The sequence below is a fragment of the Alloyangia mangrovi genome (genome assembly GCF_002300555.2).
Lineage (GTDB): Bacteria > Pseudomonadota > Alphaproteobacteria > Rhodobacterales > Rhodobacteraceae > Salipiger > Salipiger mangrovi.
The window spans coordinates 110536-133397 of sequence record NZ_NTHN02000008.1; the positions used below are offsets into that span (position 1 = coordinate 110536).

General features: G+C 67.6%; 26 protein-coding genes and 1 pseudogene. 13 read left to right on the top strand and 14 right to left on the bottom strand.

From position 1 onward, the window contains the following. Positions 1 to 90: 90 nt before the first annotated feature. Positions 91 to 840 (top strand): type I methionyl aminopeptidase, encoded by a 750-nt coding sequence (gene map / locus CLG85_RS06645; protein WP_095882214.1) that lies wholly within the window; start codon positions 91 to 93, stop codon positions 838 to 840. A 7-nt stretch (positions 841 to 847) separates the two neighbouring features. On the opposite strand, the gene CLG85_RS06650 is transcribed toward map, so the two are convergent. From CLG85_RS06650 to xth, 4 genes are all read right to left on the bottom strand, one after another. Beyond that, positions 848 to 1348, bottom strand: a complete 501-nt coding sequence (locus CLG85_RS06650) for a GNAT family N-acetyltransferase (protein WP_095882215.1) — start codon at positions 1346 to 1348, stop codon at positions 848 to 850. 19 nt (positions 1349 to 1367) lie between these two features. After that, positions 1368 to 1733 (bottom strand): Grx4 family monothiol glutaredoxin, encoded by a 366-nt coding sequence (gene grxD, locus CLG85_RS06655; protein WP_095882216.1) that lies wholly within the window; start codon positions 1731 to 1733, stop codon positions 1368 to 1370. Between the two features lie 71 nt (positions 1734 to 1804). Further along, the gene (locus CLG85_RS06660) at positions 1805 to 2047 is read right to left on the bottom strand and encodes a BolA/IbaG family iron-sulfur metabolism protein (protein ID WP_092426344.1); all 243 of its coding nucleotides are present in this window, start codon (positions 2045 to 2047) and stop codon (positions 1805 to 1807) included. A 114-nt stretch (positions 2048 to 2161) separates the two neighbouring features. Then, positions 2162 to 2971, bottom strand: a complete 810-nt coding sequence (xth, locus tag CLG85_RS06665) for an exodeoxyribonuclease III (RefSeq protein ID WP_095884488.1) — start codon at positions 2969 to 2971, stop codon at positions 2162 to 2164. 329 nt (positions 2972 to 3300) lie between these two features. On the opposite strand from xth, the gene CLG85_RS06670 reads away from it, so the two are divergent. The 8 genes and pseudogenes from CLG85_RS06670 to CLG85_RS06700 all read left to right on the top strand — a co-directional run bounded on the left by CLG85_RS06670 (position 3301) and on the right by CLG85_RS06700 (position 9453). After that, entirely contained in the window at positions 3301 to 3636 is a 336-nt protein-coding gene (locus tag CLG85_RS06670; protein WP_224846749.1) for a DUF6749 family protein, read from the top strand. Positions 3637 to 3725: 89 nt separating this feature from the next. Continuing rightward, positions 3726 to 4799: a DUF6902 family protein gene (locus CLG85_RS06675; protein WP_260348604.1), complete on the top strand. Its 1074-nt coding sequence runs from the start codon at positions 3726 to 3728 to the stop codon at positions 4797 to 4799. Then, positions 4796 to 5149 (top strand): annotated as a pseudogene (locus tag CLG85_RS27335) (DMT family transporter); the annotation flags it as partial. The gene CLG85_RS06675 and the pseudogene CLG85_RS27335, both read left to right, overlap by 4 nt. 17 nt (positions 5150 to 5166) lie before the next feature. Continuing rightward, positions 5167 to 5673: an EamA family transporter gene (locus CLG85_RS27340; RefSeq protein ID WP_311734965.1), complete on the top strand. Its 507-nt coding sequence runs from the start codon at positions 5167 to 5169 to the stop codon at positions 5671 to 5673. Positions 5674 to 5822: 149 nt separating this feature from the next. Beyond that, positions 5823 to 8498, top strand: coding sequence for an alanine--tRNA ligase (gene alaS / locus CLG85_RS06685; RefSeq protein WP_095883449.1), 2676 nt, complete (start codon positions 5823 to 5825; stop codon positions 8496 to 8498). Positions 8499 to 8520: 22 nt separating this feature from the next. Then, positions 8521 to 8805: a DUF1330 domain-containing protein gene (locus CLG85_RS06690; protein ID WP_095883450.1), complete on the top strand. Its 285-nt coding sequence runs from the start codon at positions 8521 to 8523 to the stop codon at positions 8803 to 8805. Then, the gene (locus CLG85_RS06695) at positions 8805 to 9092 is read left to right on the top strand and encodes a DUF1330 domain-containing protein (RefSeq protein ID WP_095883451.1); all 288 of its coding nucleotides are present in this window, start codon (positions 8805 to 8807) and stop codon (positions 9090 to 9092) included. The genes CLG85_RS06690 and CLG85_RS06695 overlap by 1 nt, the downstream gene beginning before the upstream one ends. Positions 9093 to 9102: 10 nt before the next feature. Further along, positions 9103 to 9453, top strand: coding sequence for a DMT family protein (locus CLG85_RS06700; protein WP_375796903.1), 351 nt, complete (start codon positions 9103 to 9105; stop codon positions 9451 to 9453). A gap of 151 nt (positions 9454 to 9604) precedes the next feature. On the opposite strand, the gene typA is transcribed toward CLG85_RS06700, so the two are convergent. Then, positions 9605 to 11422 carry a translational GTPase TypA gene (gene typA, locus CLG85_RS06705; protein WP_095883453.1) on the bottom strand — a complete coding sequence of 606 codons (1818 nt, stop codon included), beginning with the start codon at positions 11420 to 11422 and terminating at the stop codon, positions 9605 to 9607. 63 nt (positions 11423 to 11485) lie between these two features. Beyond that, positions 11486 to 11815: an SMR family transporter gene (locus tag CLG85_RS06710; protein WP_095883454.1), complete on the bottom strand. Its 330-nt coding sequence runs from the start codon at positions 11813 to 11815 to the stop codon at positions 11486 to 11488. 179 nt (positions 11816 to 11994) lie between these two features. On the opposite strand from CLG85_RS06710, the gene CLG85_RS06715 reads away from it, so the two are divergent. Next, positions 11995 to 12612 (top strand): hypothetical protein, encoded by a 618-nt coding sequence (locus tag CLG85_RS06715; RefSeq protein ID WP_224846760.1) that lies wholly within the window; start codon positions 11995 to 11997, stop codon positions 12610 to 12612. Positions 12613 to 12743: 131 nt separating this feature from the next. Next, positions 12744 to 14441: a methyl-accepting chemotaxis protein gene (locus CLG85_RS06720; RefSeq protein ID WP_141244642.1), complete on the top strand. Its 1698-nt coding sequence runs from the start codon at positions 12744 to 12746 to the stop codon at positions 14439 to 14441. 7 nt (positions 14442 to 14448) lie between these two features. Here the strand turns inward: CLG85_RS06720 and CLG85_RS06725 are convergent, their stop codons facing one another. The 6 genes from CLG85_RS06725 to CLG85_RS06750 form a co-directional block, all read right to left on the bottom strand. Next, positions 14449 to 15312 carry an ATPase gene (locus tag CLG85_RS06725; protein ID WP_095883457.1) on the bottom strand — a complete coding sequence of 288 codons (864 nt, stop codon included), beginning with the start codon at positions 15310 to 15312 and terminating at the stop codon, positions 14449 to 14451. 66 nt (positions 15313 to 15378) lie between these two features. Next, positions 15379 to 16224 (bottom strand): DMT family transporter, encoded by an 846-nt coding sequence (locus CLG85_RS06730; protein WP_260348605.1) that lies wholly within the window; start codon positions 16222 to 16224, stop codon positions 15379 to 15381. A 57-nt stretch (positions 16225 to 16281) separates the two neighbouring features. Next, entirely contained in the window at positions 16282 to 16554 is a 273-nt protein-coding gene (locus CLG85_RS06735) for a putative quinol monooxygenase (RefSeq protein ID WP_260348606.1), read from the bottom strand. A gap of 227 nt (positions 16555 to 16781) precedes the next feature. Next, on the bottom strand, positions 16782 to 18347 hold the full coding sequence (guaA, locus tag CLG85_RS06740) for a glutamine-hydrolyzing GMP synthase (protein WP_224846767.1): 1566 nt from the start codon (positions 18345 to 18347) through the stop codon (positions 16782 to 16784). A 94-nt stretch (positions 18348 to 18441) separates the two neighbouring features. Then, positions 18442 to 19398 (bottom strand): delta-class carbonic anhydrase, encoded by a 957-nt coding sequence (locus CLG85_RS06745; protein ID WP_260348607.1) that lies wholly within the window; start codon positions 19396 to 19398, stop codon positions 18442 to 18444. A gap of 139 nt (positions 19399 to 19537) precedes the next feature. Beyond that, positions 19538 to 20221, bottom strand: coding sequence for a DUF2270 domain-containing protein (locus tag CLG85_RS06750; protein WP_260348608.1), 684 nt, complete (start codon positions 20219 to 20221; stop codon positions 19538 to 19540). Positions 20222 to 20432: 211 nt separating this feature from the next. Here CLG85_RS06750 and CLG85_RS06755 point away from each other — a divergent pair, with 211 nt between their 5' ends. Continuing rightward, positions 20433 to 21977, top strand: a complete 1545-nt coding sequence (locus CLG85_RS06755; RefSeq protein WP_260348609.1) for a trimethylamine methyltransferase family protein — start codon at positions 20433 to 20435, stop codon at positions 21975 to 21977. A gap of 12 nt (positions 21978 to 21989) precedes the next feature. Here CLG85_RS06755 and CLG85_RS27345 read toward each other — a convergent pair whose 3' ends face one another. Beyond that, positions 21990 to 22127 carry a DUF6477 family protein gene (locus tag CLG85_RS27345; protein WP_311734966.1) on the bottom strand — a complete coding sequence of 46 codons (138 nt, stop codon included), beginning with the start codon at positions 22125 to 22127 and terminating at the stop codon, positions 21990 to 21992. Beyond that, complete coding sequence (locus CLG85_RS27350; protein WP_311734967.1) at positions 22127 to 22288, bottom strand: DUF6477 family protein; 162 nt, start codon at positions 22286 to 22288, stop codon at positions 22127 to 22129. The genes CLG85_RS27345 and CLG85_RS27350 overlap by 1 nt, the downstream gene beginning before the upstream one ends. Before the next feature lie 228 nt (positions 22289 to 22516). Here CLG85_RS27350 and CLG85_RS06765 point away from each other — a divergent pair. Further along, positions 22517 to 22862 (top strand): helix-turn-helix domain-containing protein (locus CLG85_RS06765; RefSeq protein ID WP_260348610.1); only part of this gene is annotated, 346 nt, incomplete at its 3' end.

Below are 22862 nucleotides of genomic sequence, written 5' to 3' on the forward strand. Positions count from 1 at the left end.
GCAACCGGGCTGCCCGCTCATGGCGGAGGACATTGCCGCCGCGCGCCGCTAGTCTGGGCTCCCGTACCGCGACAAAGCTGAGAGCCCCGGATGACGATCAACGACATGGACGACCTCGAGGGGCTGAAGGACATCGGCCGGATCGTCGCCAACACCCTGCAGGGAATGGCGAAGGCGATCGAGCCGGGGATGACGACGCTCGAGCTCGACGAGATCGGCCGCGGGATGCTCGAACGCGAGGGGGCCGAATCCGCACCCGAGACCAGCTACAATTTCCCGGGTGCCACCTGCATCAGCATCAACGAGGAAATCGCCCATGGCATCCCCGGTCCGAGGGTGATCCAGCGCGGCGATCTGGTGAACATCGACGTATCGGCCTCGAAGAACGGCATCTTCGCCGACACCGGCGCGACGTTCCGGGTCGAGCCGGTGAAATCGCCGCTCGACCGGCTCTGCAAGGACGGCCGGAAGGCGATGCAGATCGGCATCTCGCAGGTCGGCGCGGACCGGCCACTCGCGGGGATCGGCAATGCCATCGGGCGCTTTGCCAGTGAGAAGGGTTATACGCTGATCCGCAACCTTGCCAGTCACGGCGTCGGCCACTCGCTGCATGAATACCCCGAGGAAATCCCCACATGGCCCTCGCGTGGCGAGCGGCGGCGGATCACCAAGGGACTGGTGCTCACGGTCGAGCCCTTCCTGTCGATGGGCGGGCTCTGGGCCAGCGAGGGCGAGGATGGCTGGACGCTCTATAGCGAGCCCTGCGCGCCGGTGGTACAATACGAACACACGGTGGTGGCGACCGAGACCGGCGCGCTCGTTGTCACCCAGCCGGGGTGATCCGGTCTCAGGCTTTCCGTTCGAAGAAGCGCAGGTGCGGCAGCGCCACCTCCGGGATGGGCTGGTAGGGCCCGCGCTCGGCGAATCCCAGCTTGGCATAGAGGTGGCAGGCGGCGCCCAGCGTCTTCATCGTGTCGAGCCGCAGCAGCGGCACGCCGGCGGCACGGGCGCGGCTTGCCAGGTCTTCCACCAGCAGCGCCGCGAGCCCCTGGCCGCGCGCCTCCGGGGCGACGAAGACCCGCTTGATCTCGGCACTGCCATCGGGCAACCGCTGCGACATGGCGCAGCCGACGGGCACGCCCTGAAGCTCCGCCAGCAGCACGGCGTCATGCTTGCCGGGCAGGGCGTTCAGAAGCTCGGTGTAAGCGGGGTCGGGATAAAAGAGGTCCACCAGCGCCGGGGCGGCGGGGTGATGGGCGCGCAGATCCTCGCGGTAGGCGAGGCAGAGTGCGCGCACGGCGGCGAAATCCCGAGGACTCGCCGCCGTGCGGAGGGTGATCTGGGTCACGCGGTCAGATCCGGAATGATCAGGCGTTGGCTTCGCGGATCTTCTCGGCGGCGTCCTTGTCGTAGGTCACGCCGCTGGTCTCGAACAGGGCGTCGAGCTCGCCCGAGAGGGTCATCTCGGTGACGATGTCGCAGCCGCCGACGAATTCGCCCTTGATGTAGAGCTGCGGAATCGTCGGCCAGTCCGAGTAGTCCTTGATGCCCTGGCGGATGGCGTCATCGGCCAGCACGTTCACGTCGAGGTAGTCGACGCCCATGTAGTTGAGCACGCCTGCGACGCGGCTCGAGAAGCCACATTGCGGCATGGTCTTGGTGCCCTTCATGAAGAGCACCACGTCGTTCGCCTTCACCGTTTCTTCGATACGGGTGGTTGCGTCGGTCGTCATCTCTGTCTCCTGTCTGCGCGCGCCGCCCGGCAGAGGGCGCGGCGTGGATGTCTGGTCTTGCTATGTGTGTCTTACTCGGGGGCCTTGGTGGTGAGCGCCAGCGCGTGCAGCTCGCCATGGTTGCCGTCCATCTTGCCCTTCAGCGCGGCGTAGACGGCGCGCTGCTGCTGGACACGGTTCTGGCCGCGGAAGCTTTCGTCGATGACCTCGGCGGCGTAGTGATTGCCGTCTCCGGCGAGGTCGGTGATGGTGATCTTGGCCTCGGGGAAGGCGGCGCGGATGAGCTGTTCGATCTCCGTCGCTTCTATTGCCATGTGGGCGGACTCCGCTGTCAGACTGTTCTACTCAGATGTAAGACGGGCGCCGCGCAGGTGCAAGCGCGGGCCATTTGCTTGGCAGGCTTCGGGGGCGAGCTGCGGGGCGGGGGCTCAGAGATCCAGCTCGACCCAGACCGGCACGTGGTCCGACGGCTTGTCGCGGCCGCGGATGTCGCGGTCGATGCCGCAATCGGTCATCAGGTCGGCGCAGGCGGGGGTCATCAGCACGTGGTCGATGCGGATGCCGTTGTTTCGCTGCCAGGCGCCCGCCTGGTAGTCCCAGAAGGAATAATGCCCCGGTCCCTGCACCCGGGCGCGGAACGCCTCGGTGAAGCCGAGGTTGAGAATGCGGCGGAAGGCATCGCGGCTCTGCTGCAGGTAAAGCGCGTCCTTCTCCCAGGCCTGCGGCTTGGCGGCGTCCTCGGCCTGCGGAATGATGTTGTAGTCGCCCGCCATCAGGGCGGGGGTCTCGTCGGCCAGCAGTTGCTGCGCGCGGGCGTGCAGCCGGTCCATCCAATCGAGCTTGTAGCCGTATTTGCCGTCGCGGATCGGCTGGCCCTCCGCGTCGAACTCCACCGGGTTGCCGTTCGGCAGGTAGAGCCCGCAGAGGCGCACGGCTTCCTTCTCGCCCACGACCGTCGCCTCGATCCAGCGCGCCTGCTCGTCGCTGTCGTCGCCGGGCAGGCCGCGGCTGACGTCCTCGAGCGGGTGCTTCGACAGGATCGCCACGCCGTTGAAGCTCTTCATGCCGTGGGTCTCGACGTTGTAGCCGCGCTCTTCGAAGAGTTCGCGCGGGAAGGCCTCGTCGACCGACTTGATTTCCTGCAGCAACGCGACATCGGGCTGGGCCTCGTCGAGCCAGTCCGTCAGCGCGCCGGCGCGCGCCTTGATGCCGTTGATGTTGAAGGTGGCAATCTTCATCTGGAGCCCTCCGAAGTTGCGCCAGCTATCGCGCAAAGCCGGCGGAGGGACAAGGCCGGCTGTCCGGATTCGGTGGCGATTCGGCCGCAAAAGGCCGCGATTCGGAGGCAATTTTCGAATTTGGGTGACGCTAGGGAAACTATCCCCAGAAAAAAAACTTTCTGTGGGGAAACGAGATTGTCGCGCGGGGTGACGAAATTGTAAGTCATTGTTTCTGTGAAGAACTTCTGTATTAATACACCTTAACAAGAAACCATATTGCCTGAAGCAAGCATCGCAAGAAACCCTGAAGCACGTTTCTCGTGTCAATCCAACCAGGGAGATCTTCCATGACTGCTCAACTCAAGGAAATCGTGACTGCAGAAGCCCGGGACCGCATCGACGCCGATCTGTTCGGCGGCGAGGGCTGCGCCATGTTCACCTCGGGCGCCGCACCCGCCGGGGCCGAAACGCTGCTCGGCGGCGGAGTCGAGATGTTCACCTCGGGGGCGGCGCCCGCGGGGGCCGAGATTGCCTCGGGCGAGGGGGCGGCGCTCTTCACCTCGGGCGCCGGGCCGGTGACTGCCTCGGGCGAGGCGGTCGGCCTCTTCACCTCAGGGGCAGCGCCACTGCGCTCCGAGATCGGCGCAGGCGACGCCACGGCGCTCTTCACCTCGGGCGCCTGAGCCCTCGCGCACGGGCGGGCGCCGCTCCGGTGCCCGCCTGTCACCGCCTGTGTCCTGTTCTTGCTCCCGCGCGCAGAAAGGCTCTCCGCATGTCCAATGTCGTCGCCCTTCGCCCTTCGCCCCGCGTCGCCGACCCGGACAGGCGCATCGCGGCGCTGATCGCCTGTTTCGCGCTGCATCGCCGCAGCGAGGAGGATGTGTTCTGGCTCAAGGAGAACGCCGAGCTTTTGAACATCCTCGACTGTACCGGCGCGGCGAGATGGGCCGGGATCGGCCCGCAGGCGCTGCTGCCGCATGCCGAGTTCTACACCAGCGCCGAGGCGCGGCTGGCCTTCTTCCCGCAATACTACCGCTTCCTGCTGTCGATGGTGCTCGACCTCGAGGACCTCGGGATGCCCGGAGAGACCGGCGCGCGTATGGCGCGGAGCATCGCGGCGTCCGGCGCGCCCGGGACCGAGCTGTCGGACCTGCAGCGCATGGAGGCGCGGCGGCTGCTGGCGCGGCGAGCGGTTTCCGGTCCGGCCGATCCCGGCCTCGAGGACCGGCTGCGCGATTTCTGCGCCCGGCCGGGCACCTTTGCGCTGCCGAACAAGAAGGCGGCCTACGAGCTTACCCATATCGTCTTCTACCTCAGCGAATACGGCCGCCGTGATCCGCGCCTGGCCCCCGAGGCGCTGACCAGCCTGCAGTTCGCCGGCCACCTCGCCTTTCTCGAGCAGAACTCCGACCTGCTGGCCGAGGTCTGCATCGCGCTGCGCTACGCCGGCGAGCTGCCGCCGGCGCTCTGGACAAGCTGGCTAAGCCGCGAGACGCAGCTCTTCCATGTAGAGGCGGACCCGCAGGGCCCGCTGCAGGACGGCTACCACGATTTCCTCGTCTGCAATTGGCAGCTGGCCCTGTCGGGCGACGAGCCCTTCCGCAAGCCGCTGGTGCCGGGGCGCATGCGCTTCGACCGGGCGGCACAGCGGCTCGCGCCGCTGCGCGAACTGTCGCGGGCGCTCTTTGCCATGAAGGGCGGGCGCAGCGCCGATTGGGTGGTGATGCGCCGCCGCATGGAGGGAGCACTGCCGCCCATGGTGCTCGAACTGCTCGACGTCATGGCCCGCGAGACGGCTCATTTTGACGCATTCTTCGAGGGGTTCGCCCGGGCGGGCCGGGCATGAGGGCGGCGCTCACCGGCGCAGCGCTGGTCGCGGTCTACACCGCGCTCATCGCCGCGGCGGACGGGATCACCAAGCTGATCGCCGGAGGCTACGCGGCCCCGCAGTTCTTCGCCCTGTCTTCGGCCATGGTGCTGGTCTTCGCGCTCTGCGCGGCACGGCGGCAGGGGCCGCTGCGCGAGGCGCTGAGCCTGCGGAGCCGCCGCATCATGGCGCTGCGCGCGCTGCTGACCGTGCTTGCCGCCACCGGCTTTTTCCAGGCGTTCCGCCTGCTGCCCTTTGCCGATGTCTTCCTCTTCATCGGGCTCATGCCGCTCATCGCCGCCGCGCTTTCCGGCGCGGCGCTTGGCGAGCCGGTCCGTCCCGCCTCGTGGCTGGCGCTGGGGGTCGGCGCCGCGGGCATCCTCGTGCTGGTGCCCGAGGGCCGGGCTGGCTGGGCGCGGGGCACCTCTGGGCGCTGCTGGCCGCTGTGTCGGGCACCGCCTCGATGGTCGCCTCCCGCGCCATCGCGCGGCGCGAGCGCAAGCCGCTGGCGCAGGTCTTCTGGCCCAACCTCGCGCTGGCGCTGGTCATGGGCGCGGCGCTGCCCCTCGTCTGGCAGCCGATGCCGCTTGCTGACTGGCTCTGGGTGGCGGGCTACGCGCTCTTCCTCTTCGGCGCGCGCTATGTCTCGGTCGAGGCGCTGCGGCTGCTCCCGGCCTATGTCGCGACGCCGCTGATGAACCTGCAGTTCGTCTGGATGGTCGGCATCGGCTTTTTCGGCTTCGGAGAGCTGCCCGGTGTCGGCCCCATGTTCGGCGCCGCGCTGGTGATCGGCTCGGGGCTCTGGCTGGTGGCCGACGAGGCGCTGCCGGCGCGGCGGCGGCTGCGCGCGTAGGCAAGCCCGGGCCCGACGGTGTCGCCCCGACCCCGGGTTGGAAGACGCCCCTCGCGCCGACCACGCTTTTCGCGGGCGGCTTATGGACAGGGACCGGATGGGGATATACACCCGTCCGGAACCCGCAGACGAGGCGCAAGAGAACACCCATGCCCACGCTGAACGACATTCGCTCGACGTTTCTGAACTACTTCGCCAAGCAGGGCCACGAGATCGTGCCCTCGAGCCCGCTTGTTCCCCGCAACGACCCCACGCTGATGTTCACCAACTCAGGGATGGTGCAGTTCAAGAACTGCTTCACCGGCGTCGAGAACCGTGATTACAAGCGCGCCACGACCGCACAGAAATGCGTGCGCGCCGGCGGCAAGCACAACGACCTCGACAACGTGGGCTACACCGCGCGGCACCACACCTTCTTCGAGATGCTCGGCAACTTCTCCTTCGGCGACTACTTCAAGGCCGAAGCGATCCCCTTTGCCTGGGATCTGGTGACCAAGCATTTCGATATTTCGCCCGAGCGCCTCTACACCACCGTCTATCACACCGATGACGAGGCCTATGAGCTGTGGAAGAAGATCGGCGTGCCGGAAAGCCGGATCATCCGCATCGCCACCTCGGACAACTTCTGGCAGATGGGGCCGACCGGCCCCTGCGGCCCCTGCACCGAGATCTTCTTCGACCACGGCGAGAAGTTCTGGGGTGGCCCTCCGGGCTCGCCCGAGGAGGACGGTGACCGTTTCATCGAGATCTGGAACGTCGTCTTCATGCAGAACGAGCAGTTCGAAGATGGCTCGATGCGCGCGCTCGACATGCAGTCGATCGACACCGGCATGGGCATCGAGCGGGTCGCGGCGCTGCTTCAGGGCACCAATGACAACTACGGCACCGACCTGATGCGCGCGCTGATCGAGGCCTCGGCCGACGCCACCAGCAGCGATCCGGACGGTCCGGGCAAGACCCACCACCGGGTGATCGCCGATCACCTGCGCTCGACCTCCTTCCTGATCGCCGACGGCGTGATGCCCTCCAACGACGGTCGCGGCTACGTGCTGCGCCGCATCATGCGCCGCGCCATGCGCCACGCGCACATGCTGGGCGCCAAGGATCCGGTCATGTACCGGCTCGTCCCGGCGCTGGTGCGCCAGATGGGTGCGGCCTATCCCGAGCTGCACCGCGCGCAGGCCCTGATCGAAGAGACGCTGAAGCTGGAAGAGACCCGCTTCAAGCAGACCCTCGACCGCGGCCTCAAGCTGCTCGACGACGAGCTGGTCGGCCTCGGCGAGGGCGCCAAGCTGCCCGGCGAGGCGGCCTTCAAGCTCTACGACACCTATGGCTTCCCGCTGGATCTCACGCAGGACGCCTTGCGCGAGCGCGGCCGCGAGGTCGACACCGAGGGCTTCGACAAGTCGATGGCCGAGCAGAAAGCCAAGGCTCGCGCGGCATGGTCCGGCTCGGGCGAGGCGGCGGATCTGACGATCTGGTACGACATCGCCGAAGAGAAGGGCGCCACGGACTTCCTCGGCTATGACACCGAGACCGCCGAGGGTCAGATCCTCGCGCTGGTCAAGGACGGTGCGGTGGTCGACAAGCTGGCGAGCGGCGAAAGCGGCTGGGTCGTGCTGAACCAGACTCCCTTCTACGGCGAGAGCGGCGGCCAGGTCGGCGACAAGGGCTGGCTGCGCCGGCTCGAGGATGAGGACGACCAGGCCGAGGTCACCGACGCGCAGAAGCTGGCGGGCGGCAAGCTCACCGGCCACATGGTCACGGTGAAATCGGGCAGCTTCAACCGCGGCGACGCGGTCGGGGTCGAGGTCGACCACACCCGCCGCGGCAAGATCCGCGCCAACCACTCGGCGACCCACCTGCTGCACGAGGCGCTGCGTCGGGCGCTCGGCGATCACGTCGCGCAGCGTGGCTCGCTCAATGCGCCGGAGCGCCTGCGCTTCGACTTCTCGCACACCAAGGCGCTGACCGCCGAGGAGATCGCGCAGGTCGAAACCGAGGTGAACGCCTTCATCCGCCAGAACTCGGCGGTGAGCACCCGGATCATGACCCCGGATGATGCCCGCGGGCTCGGCGCCCAGGCGCTCTTCGGCGAGAAATACGGCGACGAGGTCCGCGTTGTCTCCATGGGCACGCTCGCCGGCTCGGGCAAGGGCGCGGACGGGCAGACCTATTCGCTCGAACTCTGCGGCGGCACCCATGTCGCCCAGACCGGTGACATCGGCATGTTCGCCCTGACCTCGGAATCGGCCTCCTCGGCCGGCGTGCGCCGCATCGAGGCGTTGACCGGCGAGGCCGCCATGGCCGCGCTGCGCGGCCGCGACAAGGCGCTCTCGGGTATCGAGGGGCTGCTGAAGGTCTCGGGTGACGAAGCGGTGACCCGTGTCTCCGCGCTGCTCGACGAGCGCCGCAAGCTCGAGAACGAGGTCGCCCAGCTGCGCCGCGATCTCGCCATGGCCGGCGGTGCCGGGCAGGGCGGCGGAGCCGAGGCCCGCGAGGTGAACGGCATGAAGTTCGTCGGCCAGATGCTGTCGGGCGTCCAGGGCAAGGACCTGCCGCCGCTGATCGACGAGCACAAGTCGCGGCTCGGCTCCGGCGTGGTGCTGCTGATCGCCGACACCGGCGACAAGGTGGCCGTGGCCGCCGGCGTCACCGAGGACCTCAAGGCGACCATCTCGGCGGTGGACGTGGTCAAGGCGGCGGTCGCGGCGCTCGGCGGCAAGGGCGGTGGAGGTCGTCCGGACCTCGCCCAGGGCGGAGCCAAGGACGCCAGCCAGGCCGAGGCGGCCATTGCGGCGGCCGAGGCAGTTCTGCTAGGCTGATCAAAAGCTTAGGGAGGAGCTTATGACCGCTTACATGATCGCCCGCATCGAGGTCACCGACCCCGAGGAATACGCCAAGTATGCTGGCCAAACCGTTGCGCTCGCCGAGAAATTCGGCGGGCGTTTCCTTGTGAAGGGCGGCCCGCAGGCCTTCGTCGAAGGCGAGGGGCCGGGCCGGCACGTGGTGGTGGAATTCCCCAGCCGCGTCGCTGCTGAACGCTGGTACAATTCGCCCGAATACCAGCGCATCCTGCCCATCGCCCTGCGCGCCTCGACGCGCGACCTTGTCATCGTGGAAGGACTCTGATGCCCGCTCTCTGGATCGCCCATGTCACCGTCACCGACGAGGAGGCCTATGGCCGATACGCCAAGCTCGCCGGTCCCGCGATCGCCAAGCACGGTGGCGCCTTCATCGCCCGCGGCGGCCGCTACGTGCAGCTCGAGGGCAAGGAGCGCCCGCGCAATGTGGTGGCGAAATTTCCCTCGGTCGAGGCGGCCGAGGCCTGCTACCACTCGCCAGAGTACCAGGAGGCGCTCAGCCACGCCCGCGGTGCCTCCGAGCGCGAACTGCTGATCGTCGAAACCAGCGAGTGAGCGCCTGCGATTGAGCCTCGCGCACCTGCTGCCGGTGCTCTTGCTGGTGGCCTCGAACTTCTTCATGACCATGGCCTGGTACGGGCACCTGCGCTTTCCCGGCGCGCCGCTCTGGGCCGTGGTCTTCATCAGCTGGGGCATCGCGCTGGTGGAATACTGGCTCGCGGTGCCCGCAAATCGGCTTGGCCACCGCGTCTATTCCGCCGCGGAACTGAAGACCCTGCAGGAAGTCATCACGCTGATCGTCTTCGCCGGCTTCTCGGCCCTCTGGCTGAAGGAGCCGCTGACGCTCAACCACGCGGTCGGCTTCGGTTTCATCGCCCTCGGCGCCTTTTTCATCTTCCGCGGCCCCTTCGGCTGAGTAGTCGACGGCCTGCACCGGCAAAGGAAAACGCGGTCCCCGTCATAGGGACCGCGTTTGTGTTTCTTCTAGGCCGAAATATCCCGGGGGTGCGGGGGCAGAGCCCCCGCTTGATCCCGTGTGCGGGGGCAGAGCCCCCGCGTCTTCCGGCTTACTGGCTGCGCGACTGGCGCTTGCGCTCGTGCGGGTCGAGGTAGCGCTTGCGCAGGCGGATCGCGTTCGGGGTCACTTCCACCAGCTCGTCGTCGTTGATGTAGGCGATCGCCTCTTCCAGCGTGAAGGTGATCGGGGTGGTCAGGCGCACGGCCTCGTCGGTGCCCGAGGCCCGCACGTTGGTCAGCTTCTTGCCCTTCAGCGGGTTCACCTCGAGGTCGTTGTCGCGGCTGTGCTCGCCGATGATCATGCCGGTGTAGACCGGTGCCTGCGCCCCGAGGAACATCTTGCCGCGGTCCTCGAGGTTCCACAGCGCATAGGCCACGGCCTCGCCGTTCTCCATCGAGATCAGCACGCCGGCGCGGCGGCCTTCGATGGCGCCCTTGTGCGCGGTCCAGCCGTGGAAGGTGCGGTTCAGAACGCCGGTGCCGCGGGTGTCGGTGAGGAACTCGCCATGGTAGCCGATCAGGCCGCGCGAGGGCACGTGGGCCACGATGCGGGTCTTGCCGGCGCCGGCGGGCTTCATCTCGACCAGCTCGCCCTTGCGCGGGCCGGTGATCTTCTCGATCACCGCGCCGGTGTATTCGTCATCCACGTCGATGGTGACTTCCTCGACCGGCTCCATGCGGGTGCCATTGTCGTCCTTCATGATCACCTGCGGACGCGAGATCGACAGCTCGAAGCCCTCGCGGCGCATGTTCTCAATGAGCACGCCCATCTGCAGTTCGCCGCGGCCCGAGACCTCGAAGGCCTCGCCACCGGGGGTGTCGGCGATCTTGATCGCGACGTTGCCCTCGGCTTCCTTCATCAGGCGCTCGCGGATGACGCGCGACTGCACCTTCTTGCCGTCGCGGCCGGCGAGCGGGCTGTCGTTGATGCCGAAGGTCACGGTGATGGTCGGCGGATCGATCGGCTGGGCGTCGAGCGGCTCGTCCACGGCCAGTGCGCAGATCGTGTCGGCCACGGTCGCCTTGGTCATCCCGGCGAGCGAGACGATGTCGCCTGCGAGGCCTTCCTCGATGTCCGCCTGGGCAAGGCCGCGGAAGGCCTGCACGCGGGTGACGCGGAACTGCTCGATCTTCTGGCCGATGCGGCTGATCGCCTGCACGGTCTGGCCGACCTTGACGCGGCCGGACTCGATACGGCCGGTCAGCAGGCGGCCGACAAAGGGGTCGGAGCCGAGCGTGGTGGCCAGCATGCGGAAGTCTTCGTCCTGGTGCTTGATCTGCTTGGGCGCGGGAACGTGGTCGACGATCAGGCGGAACAGCGCGTCGAGGTTCTTGCGCGGCCCGTCGAGTTCGGCATCGGCCCAGCCGTTGCGGCCCGAGGCGTACATGTGCGGGAAGTCGAGCTGGTCCTCGTCCGCGCCGAGCGAGGCGAAGAGATCAAAGCACTGATCGAGCGCGCGGTCGGGCTCGGCGTCGGGCTTGTCGACCTTGTTCAGCACCACGATCGGGCGCAGGCCGAGGCGCAGCGCCTTCGAGGTGACGAACTTGGTCTGGGGCATCGGGCCCTCGGCCGCGTCCACCAGCAGCACCACGCCATCGACCATGCTCAGGATGCGCTCGACCTCGCCGCCGAAGTCGGCGTGGCCGGGGGTGTCGACGATGTTGATGCGGGTGTTCTTCCACTCGACCGAGGTCGGCTTGGCAAAGATGGTGATGCCGCGCTCGCGCTCGAGATCGTTGCTGTCCATGGCGCGCTCGGCCACGGCTTGGTTCTCGCGGAACGCGCCGGACTGTTTGAGCAGCTCGTCCACCAGGGTGGTCTTGCCATGGTCAACGTGTGCGATGATCGCGATATTGCGCAGGTCCATAGGAATGCCTTTGAAGGGAGGTTTGCGCGCGGGTTAGCCGGGGAAGGGGGAAAATGCCAGCCCTTAATGCGGCGAGGCCCCGGAAAACAGGTGAATCACGAGGATCCCGGCAACAATCAGCCCCATTCCGAGGATTGCCGCGAGGTCCAGCTTCTGCCCGAAGGCCACCAGCCCGATCACCGAGATGAGGACGATGCCCAGCCCCGACCACATGGCATAGGCCAGCCCCACCGGCATGGCGCGCAGCACGATCGACAATAGGTAGAAGGCCGCGGCATAGGCGACCACCACGATCGCCGAGGGCAGCGGCCGGGTGAATTGCTGACTGGCCTGCAGCGCGGCGGTGCCGATGGTCTCGGCAAGCACGGCGAGGGCGAGAGTGAGGTAGGGCATTGCGAACTCCGCTGAGACTGACCCCGTTCTGACCCGGCCCGGGGGCGGCTGCAAGCCGGGAGGCGGCGCCGAAGGGGGCGGTGCGGCGGCGGGTGTACCGTCAAAAATCTGCCTGTCTTAACTCGGTGTGAGGAAATCGCCGCTAGACGAGGGCTGAAACCCTATTGCGGAGGTGTTCCATGTCTATCCGTCGCTCATCAGCCCTGTGTCGCTGCCCGGTCGTTCCCGATTGGATGGCGCTCGCGCTCTCCGCGCTGCTCTTTCTTGCGCCGGCCGCCCGCGCGGCCGAGATCGACGCGCCGCTGCAGGCAGTGATCGCGCAATACGTGCAGCCGTTCCTCGAGGATGCCGCTCTGATTGCGGCGATCAAGGCGCAGAACGACGTCACAAGCCGCTATGACGACGCAAGGATCAACGAACTCGACGCAATGTGGCAGGCAGAGATCGGCGCCACCGAGATCCCGACGATAACCCCGGTCTGGGACAACCCGGTGGCCGACGCGCTGCGCGCAGAGGTGGCCAGTTCCGGCGGCCTGATCCGCGAGATCCTCGTGATGGATGCGCGCGGACTGAACGTCGCCGTGTCCAGCGTGACCTCGGACTATTGGCAGGGCGACGAGGCCAAGTATCTCGAAACCTACGCGCGCGGCCCCGACGCCGTACATATCGGCGATGTGGAGTTCGACGAATCGAGCCAGGTCTACATGCAGCAGCTGTCGCTGAGCATCGCAGACCCGCAGTCTGGCGCAGTGATCGGCGCGCTGACCGTCGGGCTCGACGCGGAGAGGCTGCAATGAAGGTGCGGGCGCTTAGGCTGTTCAGGTCAGGGCGCAGCTCGCGCGACCCGGCAGCGGGCAAACCGGACGCGGGCAAACCAGCAGACCCGGTCTGGATCCCGGGCAAGCCCGCCACAGGGATCCGGCGTGTCGTGGGATCGGTGTTTGCGCAGGTGGCGGGGCTCGTGGTGCTATCGAGCCTGGTCGTCGCCGCGGTGCTCGCAGCGCAGGTGTGGCGGCTCAGCGACAAGGCGACCGAGACAGGGATTGCCGGCACGGCGCGGCATTCCGTCGAAGCCACCGCCGCCAGCCTGCTGCCCTCGGTGCGGTTTCGCGACGAAGCACGGCTGGCGCAAATCCTGAAGGAAAAGGCCCAAAGCGCCGGGACGGATCTTCTGGGCGGCCTGGTGCTGGGCGCGGAGGGCGAGGTTCTCGCGCGCACGGGCAATCTGGGCGACCGCGAGGCGGCACTTCTGGCATTGGCGCAGAAAGCCCTGGCGGAGGGCGGGCGCCAGGGCATGCTGGGGGATTTTGTCGCGACCGAAGCGGTCGCGCTGCCGGGCGAGGGTGCGCCGCTCGGCGCGCTGGCGATGGCCTGGACCGACAGCGCCATGCGCGCCTCGATCCTCCGCGACAAGCACATCATGCTGGTGAGCGCCGCGGCAAGCCTCTGTCTCATGCTCGTCGTGTCCCTGGTGCTTCTGCGTCGTATCGTGCTCGCGCCGCTGAGCGCGCTGCGCAGGGGCATGTCGCGGGTGGCGGCGGGGGATTACGATGTCACGCTTCGCGCCGAGCGGCGCCGCGACGAATTTGGCGAGTTGGGGCGCAACCTGGCGGATCTCACCAAGACCCTGGCGCGGGGTCGCGATGCGCAAGAGGCCCGCGGGCGCGCCCATGAGGCGCAGAACCAGGTGGTGCGCCATTTGAGCGATGCGCTTGATGCCCTCGCCGGGGGCTCGCTGCGGCACACGATCATCGAGGCATTTCCCGGGGAATACGAAGAGTTGCGCGCCAACTACAACCGTGCGGTCGAGAGCCTGCGCGCCACGATGACCGAGGTGAACTCGGGGGCGCTCAACATCCACAGCAGCGCCGAAGAGATCGCGCGCGCCTCCGATGATCTCTCCCGCCGCACCGAGACGCAGGCGGCCACGCTGGAGCAGACGGCGGCTGCTCTCGACGAGATGCTGGCCCGGGTGCGCGAGGCCGCACAGGCGGCACGCGACGCCGAGAGCAGCGTCCAGACGGCTTCGAAGCTCGCGGATCAGAACGGCGAGGTCATGCGCTCGGCGATCGAGGCCATGGGCGGCATCGAACGCAGTTCGCAACAGATCAACGAGATCATCGGGGTGATCGACGACATCGCTTTCCAGACCAATCTTCTTGCGCTCAACGCGGGGGTTGAGGCAGCGCGCGCCGGGGCGTCGGGCAAGGGTTTTGCGGTCGTGGCCTCCGAGGTGCGGGCGCTGGCGCAACGCAGTTCGGACGCGGCGCAGCAGATCAAGACGTTGATCAGCGGCTCGGCGGACCGGGTGCGCGACGGGGTGGAACTGGTCGAACGCTCGGGCGAGGCGCTGGGCGAGGTGGTCGCGCAGGTGAGCCAGATCTCGACGCTGGTCAGCAACATCGCCGGGGTGGCCGCCGAACAGGCGCAGGGCCTCAACGAGATCAACGTCGGTGTCAGCAACCTCGACCGGGTCACCCAGCAGAACGCCGCCATGGTCGAGGAAAGCACCGCCGCCGCCCATATGCTGCGCGGAGACGCGGGCCGTCTGTCTGACCTGATGCGCGGCTTCAGCGTCGGCGAAGAGGGGGCGGCGCCTTCGGGGCGGGCAAGCGCCGCGGCCTGAGCGCTGCTCAGCCCTTGGTGCTGATCGCCGCGGCCACCACCGCGACGAAGTCCGCCTCGTCCCGCACCGTGGCCATGTCCGAGGCGTCGACGGTCACGCCCCAGTTGCGCGCCATTTCCTCGTAGCGCGGCTGCCGGTGCGCCAGCGCCTGTGCGTAAGTCCAGCGGATAAACGCGTCGGGATCCACGGCCGTCTCGGACACGCCCATCTCGTCGAGGTAGCGCGTCCAGGCGGCCTCGAGGAACTCGGGCTGGTAGGCCATGGGCTTTGGCGCGCGGTCGAACCGGCGGATCAATTCCTCGGTATGCGTCTCGCTGCCGCGGATCCAGACCATCAGCGCCTGGCGCGAGAGCTCCGACAGGATTGGATCACGCGGGTTCCGGGCGTCCACCCATTCGCAGATCGATCCGCCGGTGTCGCAGACGAAATGCGGATAGCCGTAGAGCTGCTGGGCGCGTTCGATGAAATAGCCCGTGTCCAGCAGGGCCTGTTCCTCGGCGCGGCGGAACTGGTCCTGCCGCATGCGGTAGCTGTTCATCGCCTGACCGCCCTTTGCCGGATCGCCGGGTTTGCCGAGGTAGGTGGAGACCGGGGTGAGGTTTTCGAAGGTGATGTTCGAGCCGATGTAGATCGAATCCGACAGGAGAAGCTCGCGCAGGAATGGATTCTTCATCGCCTCGGCCTTGGCGTTGTCGGCGATGTATTCGCCCATGTAACGCGTGCCGATACGGTAATCGATCGAATAGTGGAACCAGTCGCCCGACTGCCGCAGCATCGAAGACACGTGGGTCTTGCCAAGCCCCGACATGGCGAAAAGCACGACGTGCTTGCGCGCGGCATCCTGCCAGTCGGCGGCGGTTTCATACAGCATGGGACGGCTCCTGGTTCGTCTGCCCCGACAGGTACTTGCGCCCGCGCGCCGCGTCAAACACCGCGCTTACGCCACCGCACGGCGCGCGGCGCGGGTTTCGCGCAGGATATTGGCGTAATTGGCAGCAAAGATGATCGCCGCGCCAAGCAGGACCCAAGGGTCCAGCGGCTCGGCGTAGAGCAGCATGCCGACGATGGCAATGACCGGCAGGCGGGTGAAGTCGATCGGCATGACCACCGAGGCGGGTGCGAGGCCAAGCGCCGTGGTCAGGCAGTAGTGCGCGCAAAGTCCGGCGAGGCCGATGACGATCACCCCCGGGACGGCCTCGGCCGAGGGCAGGGCGATGTCACCGTCGAAGCCGGCGCAGACCAGCCCCATGATCGCCTGCGTCAGGGTCAGCCAGAACAGGATGCACAGGGTGCTGTCGGTGCGGGTGAGCTTGCGGGTGAAGATCGCCGAGCCGGCAAAACCGATGGCCGCGCCCGCCGCGGCAACGAGCCCGGGAGAGAGGGTCTCGGGCGAGGGGCGGGTGACGATCAGGATGCCAAGGAAGCCGACCAGCGCCGCCAGCGTGCGCGGCCAGGTCAGCCGCTCGCCCAGCACCAGCGGCGCCAGCAGCATGGCCCAGATCGGCCCGGTGAACTCCAGCGCGAAGACCTGGGCAAGCGGGATCACCGTGATCGCGTAGAACCACAGGTTCTGCCCGGTGAAGTGGCTGATATTGCGAATGATATGCGTGCCGATGTGGCGCGTGGCCACGGTCTTCCGCTTGCCGGTCAGCTGCACGATGCTGCTGATGATCGCCACGCCGAGCAGCGAGCGGTAGAGCATGATCTCGAATGTGTCGAGACCGCTGCTGACATAGCGCCCCGCCACCGCCATGGCGCTGAAGGAAAAGATCGACCCGAGCATCCAGAGCGCGGCCTTCGGCACCGCGCCAAGGCCCGGGGGGGGTCAGCGGCTGGGGGCTCACAGGTCTGCCACGTCGTAATCGCGTGGCAGATCGCCGGTGATGCGGAACCAGGCGCTGGCGCGGGTGCGGTGTTGATGCGCGTCGAAGGCGTCGCGGCTCTGGAAAAGTTCCGAGACCTCGAAGACCCCGTCCTCGGTCTCGCGCAGCTCGAAATAGAGACAGCCGGGCTCGGCGCGGGTCAGGCGGATATGTTCTGCCATCGCGGCGCGCACCTCGAGGCACCGCTCGGGCGGCGCGGTCATGCGGCCGGTCAGCTGCACGGCGCTCATGTCGCGCTCCGGGTCGGCTGGATCTTCGGGAAGGCGGCGGGGCGCGGCTGCGCGGAAAGTCTGGTCGTCATGGGGGTCCTCTCGCTGCGGACACTGGCGCGCGGCACGGGCAGGGGCAAGAGGCAATCGGACCCTCGCGCCGCGGTTGGCGGCAGGGTGTGGTCTCGATGCGTGGCGCGGAAACGAAAGGAGGCCGGGTTTCCCCGGCCTCCATGATCAATGCCTGATCATTCCCACTCGATCGTGCCCGGGGGCTTCGAGGTGATGTCGTAGGTGCATCGGTTGATGCCCTTCACCTCGTTGATGATCCGCGTCGCGGTCTCGCCGAGGAACTCGTGGGTGAATGGGTAATAATCCGCGGTCATGCCGTCGACCGAGGTCACCGCGCGCAGGGCGCAGGCATAATCGTAGGTGCGGCCATCGCCCATCACGCCCACGGTGCGCACCGGCAGGATCGCCACGAAGGCCTGCCAGATCTCGTCGTAGAGACCGTGCTTGCGGATCTGGTCGATGTAGACCGCGTCCGCCTTGCGCAGGATGTCGAGCTTCTCGCGGGTGATCTCGCCGGGGCAGCGGATCGCCAGACCCGGGCCGGGGAAGGGGTGGCGGCCGATGAAGCTGGCCGGCAGGCCAAGTTCGTGCCCCAGCGCACGTACCTCGTCCTTGAAGAGCTCGCGCAGAGGCTCGACCAGCTTGAGACCCATCTTCTCGGGCAGGCCGCCCACGTTGTGGTGCGACTTGATGGTGACCGAGGGGCCACCCGAGAAGCTGACGCTCTCGATCACGTCGGGGTAAAGCGTGCCCTGCGCGAGGAAGGTCGCATCCTCGATCTGGTCGGCGTATTTCTGGAACACGTCGATGAACAGCTTACCGATGATCTTGCGCTTGGTCTCGGGGTCGGAAACGCCCTCAAGCTCGCCGAGGAACAGGTCCTGCTCCTGCGCGTGGATCACCGAGAGGTTCATGTGGTCGCGGAACATCGCGACAACCTCGTCGGCCTCGTTGAGGCGCAGCAGGCCGTGGTCGACGAAGACGCAGGTCAGCTGCTCGCCGATCGCCTCGTGCAGCAGCGCCGCGGTGACAGAGCTGTCGACGCCGCCGGACAGGGCGCAGATGACCTTGGAGTCGCCGACCTGCTCGCGGATCTTGCGCACCGCTTCCTCGCGGTATGCATCCATCGTCCAGTCGCCCGTGAAGCCGGCTTCGCGGATGAAGTTCTCGTAGAGCGTCTTGCCGTTCGGGGTGTGGTGCACCTCGGGGTGGAACTGCACGGCGTAGAACTTGCGGCTGGTGTCGGCGGTGATCGCGAAGGGCGCGCCGGGCGAGGTGGCGTAGACCTCGAAGCCCGGGGCGATTTCCGAGACGTGGTCGCCGTGGCTCATCCACACCTGCTCGCGGCCGGTGCCGTCGAGGAACCAGCCCGACAGCAGGTCGAGGCGCTCTTCCTTCGGCGTCACGTAGGCGCGGCCGAATTCGGCGGTGTGGCTCTGGCCGGCTTCGACCTTGCCGCCGAGGTCATGCATCATGACCTGCTGGCCGTAGCAGATGCCGAGGATCGGCACGCCGAGATCGTAGGCGGATTTGGGCGGGCGAGGCGAGCCCTCGCGCGTCACGCTGTCGGGGCCACCGGAGAAGACGATGGCCTTGGGGGCGAACTCCTTCAGGAACGCATCGGTGACGTTCTGATAGGGGTGGATTTCGCAGTAGACGTTCAGCTCGCGCAGGCGCCGCGCGATGAGCTGCGTCACCTGGCTACCGAAGTCGATGATGAGGAGGCGATCATGCTGGGTCATGCGGCTGCTTTAGGCGGGCCGCGCCCGGCGCGCAAGAGGTTGGGTGACTGCTGGACGGAAATGCCGTGGCGCGGGGCGATCGCGGCGGACGCGCTCATTCGATCTGGCTGAGCAGGGCCGGGGCGGTGACCAGCCGGCGCACGCCGTGGCTGTGGGTTTCCTCGAAGACGTTGCCCATGGCCGCCCAGGCGTCGAGCGTCGCGATGTCGAGCCGGGCGCAGCGCGGACGGACCGACCAGGTGACCTGCAGCGGCGAGCAGAGCTGCTGGCTGTAGCTGGGGCCCGTGGTCGAGCCGCGGAACACCACCGGCGCACCGGTGCCACTGGGCAGGGCGCGGGGCTGGTGGCGGCCATTGCGCATGGTTCCGAGGTAGATGAAGTCGCGAAAGTCGAGCGCATTGTGATCATTCACCACCAGGAAGACCTGGGATTCGACCCGCAGCTCGGGGTTAGAGCAGGACGCCGACAGGCAGGCGCCGAGACCCGGGCCGGGGGCCACGTCGCAGGAGGAATAGACCCAATGGACCTCGATCGTGTCGCCGGGGTCGACCCCCTCGAAACGCGCGGGGCCGCCGCTGGGGCGGGAGAGCTCGGCGGCGCTGAGACTGGCCGAGCCCGCGCATTTGAAGCCGCCATGCTCGCCGGGGCCGGCGTAGATGGAGAAGCCCGGCCCGAGATGCTCGGCGTTGGTGTGGGTGTGGATGTTGCACAGGGTCATCTCTTCCGGCGGCGGGGCAAGGCCGAAGGAGACAGGGTTCCGGCCATAGCGATCGCCGATGTCGCGTGGGGTCTGCGGGCCGAAGCCGGTGCAGAGTGCGCCGACGTCGCCCCCGGGATCGGCGCCATGCTCGGCGCCATGCGCGCTGGCGGTCTGGGCGGATGGGCCCGCATCATGGCCGGCATCATGCCCTTCCGCAGGGGCGCTGCCGTGGGAGGCCGTCGTGTCATGGCCCGCGGGCGGGTAGGTGACCTTGTTCTCGGCCCGGGCGGCGGAGGACAGGATCAGCACTGCGCAGGATGTCAGCACGAGAAGGGTGGGGATCGGCGTCATGGGAACCTCATGTGGCTTCTTGTGGCTGGGCGGGGTCTGGGCGTACGGTCGGCGACGCGGGCCCGAAAATCCGCTGCCGCGGCTCGGGGCCGTCCTTTCCGACCGTGCCGCAAAGAGCTGACTCTTTGCTTAACGCGGCTCAGTAGGCGGCATCGGGCGCGGAGAGTCCCTTCTCGATCCGCGTTCTCCTGTCGACAAGCAGCGACCAGAGCGCGAGAACGGTAAGGATCCCGGCGTAGATCAGTCCGCCGAAGGCCATGGCCTCGCCGGGGATCACCCCGACGGAGGCGCGCTGCATGGCTTGTTCAAAGCTCCCGACCGGGCTGGGATGCACGGTGATCTTGCCGAGAAAGGCGAGCAGCTGGATGATCATGATCCAGAAGTAGCTGCGCCGGATGCGCCGCCCCATCGCGTGCAGGTAGGAGATGCCGAACTCGGGTCGCGTGTAGTCGTCCCGCAGGTCCTTCGCCCAGGAGGCGTCCGGGCCGGTGCTGCCGCAGAGGATCGGTCCGTAGAAATTCACCTCCATGCTGCGGAAGCGGCGGCGCCAGAGGTCGCAATAGCGGTAGCGCCGCGCCTCGAGCGTCAGGAAGAAGAGGTTGGAGATGCCTACGAGCACCAGCGGCAGCGGCGAGGCATCGGGCGCGGCATAGGCGATCGACAGCGCCACCCCCAGCGTGACGACGGCCCAGTTGGTGGTGGTGTCTAGCCGGGTGCGCCAGACGCTGCAGCGATAGACCTCGCCGCGATAGAGGTGTGCCAGCGCGCCGATCTCGGCCCCGTCGAGCTGCCGACCCCTGACTTCAGGTTGAACGTCTTTCATCTGCTCCCCCGTCTTGCCGGCCGTAGCCTGGCCGGTCGAAGCGCGGTACCCCCGTAAAACATTCTGCGCAGAGACACCTTAAGAAGCCCTTTCGGCCGTCGTGGGCTGGTGCGGATGTCGCATTTTTCCGTCAGGGGGCGCAAATTCGTCGCTGGTCCCCGGGAGGCTCGGCTACTACTTGTCGGGCATGCGAAGGAACGGGAGAGGCGCCATGTCGGAGACGGAAACGCGGAAACGGACACGCAGCGGCGGCGGGGCGGCCCGGCGGGCGGCGCGCGGCTCGGCCCGGATCGAGACGGCCCGCTTCATCGAACGCAACATCCCCAACTTCGAGATCCTCTCCGAAGAGGCGCTGGAGATGATCGAGGCCGGTGCCGAGACGGTGCTGGCGGAGATCGGCGTCAATTTCGTCAACAATCCGGGCGCGCTTGCGCTCTGGAAGGAGGCCGGTGCCGAGATCGAGGGCGAGCGCGTGCGCATCCCGCGCGGGCTGGCGCGGCAGCTCTGCGGCCATGCTCCCGCGCGGATCACCCAGCACGCCCGCAACCCTGCGCGCTCGGTCGAGATCGGCGGCCGCTCGCTGGTGCTGGCTCCGGTCTACGGCCCGCCCTTCGTGCATGATGCCGAGAAGGGGCGGCGCTACGGCACCATCGAAGATTTCCGCAATTTCGTGAAACTGGGGCAGATGTCGCGCTGGCTGCACCATTCGGGCGGGACGCTCTGCGAGCCCACCGATGTGCCGGTGAACAAGCGCCACCTCGACATGCTGCACGCGCATATGACGCTCTCGGACAAGCCCTTCATGGGCTCGGTGACCGAGCCGAGCCGGGCGCAGGACAGCGTCGACATGTGCGGCATCCTCTTCGGCGAGGAGTTCGTGCAGCGCAACACAGTGATGACCTCGCTGATCAACATCAATTCGCCGCTGACCTTCGACGACACGATGATGGGCGCCCTCGAGGTCTACGCGCGGAACAATCAGGCCTGCATCGTCTCGCCCTTCATCGTCGGCGGGGCGATGGCGCCGGTCTCGGTGGCGGGCACGCTGACGCAGGTGCTGGCCGAGGGCATGGCGGGCATCGCCTATGCGCAGTTGGTGCGGAAGGGCGCGCCGGTGATCTTCGGCGCCTTCGTCACCTCGATCGACATGAATTCCGGCGCGCCCACCTTCGGCACGCCCGAGGCCTCTCAGATCAGCTACGGCGTCGGCCAACTGGCGCGGAGGCTGAAGCTGCCCTATCGCTCGGCGGGCGCCTTCTGCGGCTCCAAGCTGCCCGACGCGCAGGCGGCCTATGAGAGCGCGAACTCGCTGAACATGGGCCTGCAGGCGGGGGTCAACTTCATGCTGCACGCCTGCGGCTGGCTCGAAGGCGGGTTGGTCGCCTCTTACGAGAAATTCGTGATGGATGCCGACCAGCTCGGCGCCCTGCACAAGTTCGCCCAAGGCGTGACCGTGGACGCCACGACGCAGGCGCTGGACGCGATCCGCGAGGTCGGGCCGGGCGGTCACTACCTTGGCTGCGCGCACACACAGGAGAACTTCAAGACTGCCTTCTGGCGCTCGGAGCTCTTCGACTACAAGCCCTTCGAGACCTGGGCCGAAGAGGGCGGGCGTGACACGATGCAGCTCGCCACCGCGCGGGTGAAGGCGCTGCTGGAGAGCTACGAGCAGCCGCCCATGGACCCCGCCGTGAGCGAGGCGCTGGGCGATTTCGTGGCCCGCCGAAAGGCCGCCATGCCCGACGCCTTTCTCTGACGGCGCGGGGGCTCAGGCCGGTGTCTGCCGCAGGGCGTCACGCAGCCGGGCCTCGCCGATGATCGCCGCCAGCACCTCCACGTGGCGCGCCGCCGAGTAGCTCGCGGCGCGGGCGCGGCGGCTGCTGTCAAGCCCGTCTTCCATCTCCATCAGGCGCAGCAGCGCGGCGCCGTGGCGCTCGGGGCAGGGCGCGCCGGAGCAACCGGGGCGAGATGCGCCGCGCGCTGATAGTCGGCGGCGCCGTAGCGCGCGGCGCGCACAAGAAGGCGCGGGCGGCGCAGCGCGCCGAGAAGGCTCTGCAAGTCCTGCATCGGGTCGTCTCCCAGTCGGTGAACAGGCCCGCAGAATGGCATGGGAGGCAGCGATGTTGCCCCGGCCCGCGGGGCAGCGGGCGGGGCATTTACCGATGTTTATAATTTGTAGACAAAGCTAGTAAGCAACCAAAATCATTAACTTTTAGATAACTTTGAGGCGAGCAGTTTTCAGGTTCACTTCCGCAAACCCTGCGTCGGCGGGGTGCAACCTAGGGGACTTCTGTAATGATCCGATACCATGATTTTTCCAAGGACTTCACCAAGGCGCCCGGCCTTCCCGCCTGGGTGCCCGAGATCGCACGCCTCTACCTTGCCCATACCGAGGATGGCGAGGGGATCCGCGCGCTGGCGAGGTCGGCGGGATGCCATGCCTCGACGGTGCTGCGCCAGGTGCGGCGGATGGAGACGCTGCGGGATGACCCGCTGGTGGACGAGGCCCTGCGCCGGCTCGGGGCGGCGCGCGCCGCCTCGGCCGCGCCTGCAAGAGGTGGAGCGGATGACGCAGCCCGAGGAAGATCGCGAAGGGGCACGCAATGGCGCCCTGAGCCCGGATGCGGCGAGCTGCCGCGAG

What these genes read in the sequence shown, in the direction of transcription:
- grxD (WP_095882216.1), bottom strand. Translation starts at nt 1,733, where the DNA reads ATGACGACCGACGCAACCACCCGTATCGAAGAAACGGTGAAGGCGAAC.
- CLG85_RS06730 (WP_260348605.1), bottom strand. Translation starts at nt 16,224, where the DNA reads ATGCTCGGGTCGATCTTTTCCTTCAGCGCCATGGCGGTGGCGGGGCGC.
- CLG85_RS06745 (WP_260348607.1), bottom strand. Translation starts at nt 19,398, where the DNA reads ATGACGCCGATCCCCACCCTTCTCGTGCTGACATCCTGCGCAGTGCTG.
- guaA (WP_224846767.1), bottom strand. Translation starts at nt 18,347, where the DNA reads ATGACCCAGCATGATCGCCTCCTCATCATCGACTTCGGTAGCCAGGTG.
- alaS (WP_095883449.1), top strand. Translation starts at nt 5,823, where the DNA reads ATGCCCACGCTGAACGACATTCGCTCGACGTTTCTGAACTACTTCGCC.
- CLG85_RS06735 (WP_260348606.1), bottom strand. Translation starts at nt 16,554, where the DNA reads ATGAGCGCCGTGCAGCTGACCGGCCGCATGACCGCGCCGCCCGAGCGG.
- xth (WP_095884488.1), bottom strand. Translation starts at nt 2,971, where the DNA reads ATGAAGATTGCCACCTTCAACATCAACGGCATCAAGGCGCGCGCCGGC.
- map (WP_095882214.1), top strand. Translation starts at nt 91, where the DNA reads ATGACGATCAACGACATGGACGACCTCGAGGGGCTGAAGGACATCGGC.
- CLG85_RS06715 (WP_224846760.1), top strand. Translation starts at nt 11,995, where the DNA reads ATGTCTATCCGTCGCTCATCAGCCCTGTGTCGCTGCCCGGTCGTTCCC.
- CLG85_RS06755 (WP_260348609.1), top strand. Translation starts at nt 20,433, where the DNA reads ATGTCGGAGACGGAAACGCGGAAACGGACACGCAGCGGCGGCGGGGCG.
- CLG85_RS06670 (WP_224846749.1), top strand. Translation starts at nt 3,301, where the DNA reads ATGACTGCTCAACTCAAGGAAATCGTGACTGCAGAAGCCCGGGACCGC.
- typA (WP_095883453.1), bottom strand. Translation starts at nt 11,422, where the DNA reads ATGGACCTGCGCAATATCGCGATCATCGCACACGTTGACCATGGCAAG.
- CLG85_RS06660 (WP_092426344.1), bottom strand. Translation starts at nt 2,047, where the DNA reads ATGGCAATAGAAGCGACGGAGATCGAACAGCTCATCCGCGCCGCCTTC.
- CLG85_RS06750 (WP_260348608.1), bottom strand. Translation starts at nt 20,221, where the DNA reads ATGAAAGACGTTCAACCTGAAGTCAGGGGTCGGCAGCTCGACGGGGCC.
- CLG85_RS27350 (WP_311734967.1), bottom strand. Translation starts at nt 22,288, where the DNA reads ATGCAGGACTTGCAGAGCCTTCTCGGCGCGCTGCGCCGCCCGCGCCTT.
- CLG85_RS06695 (WP_095883451.1), top strand. Translation starts at nt 8,805, where the DNA reads ATGCCCGCTCTCTGGATCGCCCATGTCACCGTCACCGACGAGGAGGCC.
- CLG85_RS27345 (WP_311734966.1), bottom strand. Translation starts at nt 22,127, where the DNA reads ATGGAGATGGAAGACGGGCTTGACAGCAGCCGCCGCGCCCGCGCCGCG.
- CLG85_RS06675 (WP_260348604.1), top strand. Translation starts at nt 3,726, where the DNA reads ATGTCCAATGTCGTCGCCCTTCGCCCTTCGCCCCGCGTCGCCGACCCG.
- CLG85_RS06710 (WP_095883454.1), bottom strand. Translation starts at nt 11,815, where the DNA reads ATGCCCTACCTCACTCTCGCCCTCGCCGTGCTTGCCGAGACCATCGGC.
- CLG85_RS06725 (WP_095883457.1), bottom strand. Translation starts at nt 15,312, where the DNA reads ATGCTGTATGAAACCGCCGCCGACTGGCAGGATGCCGCGCGCAAGCAC.
- CLG85_RS06690 (WP_095883450.1), top strand. Translation starts at nt 8,521, where the DNA reads ATGACCGCTTACATGATCGCCCGCATCGAGGTCACCGACCCCGAGGAA.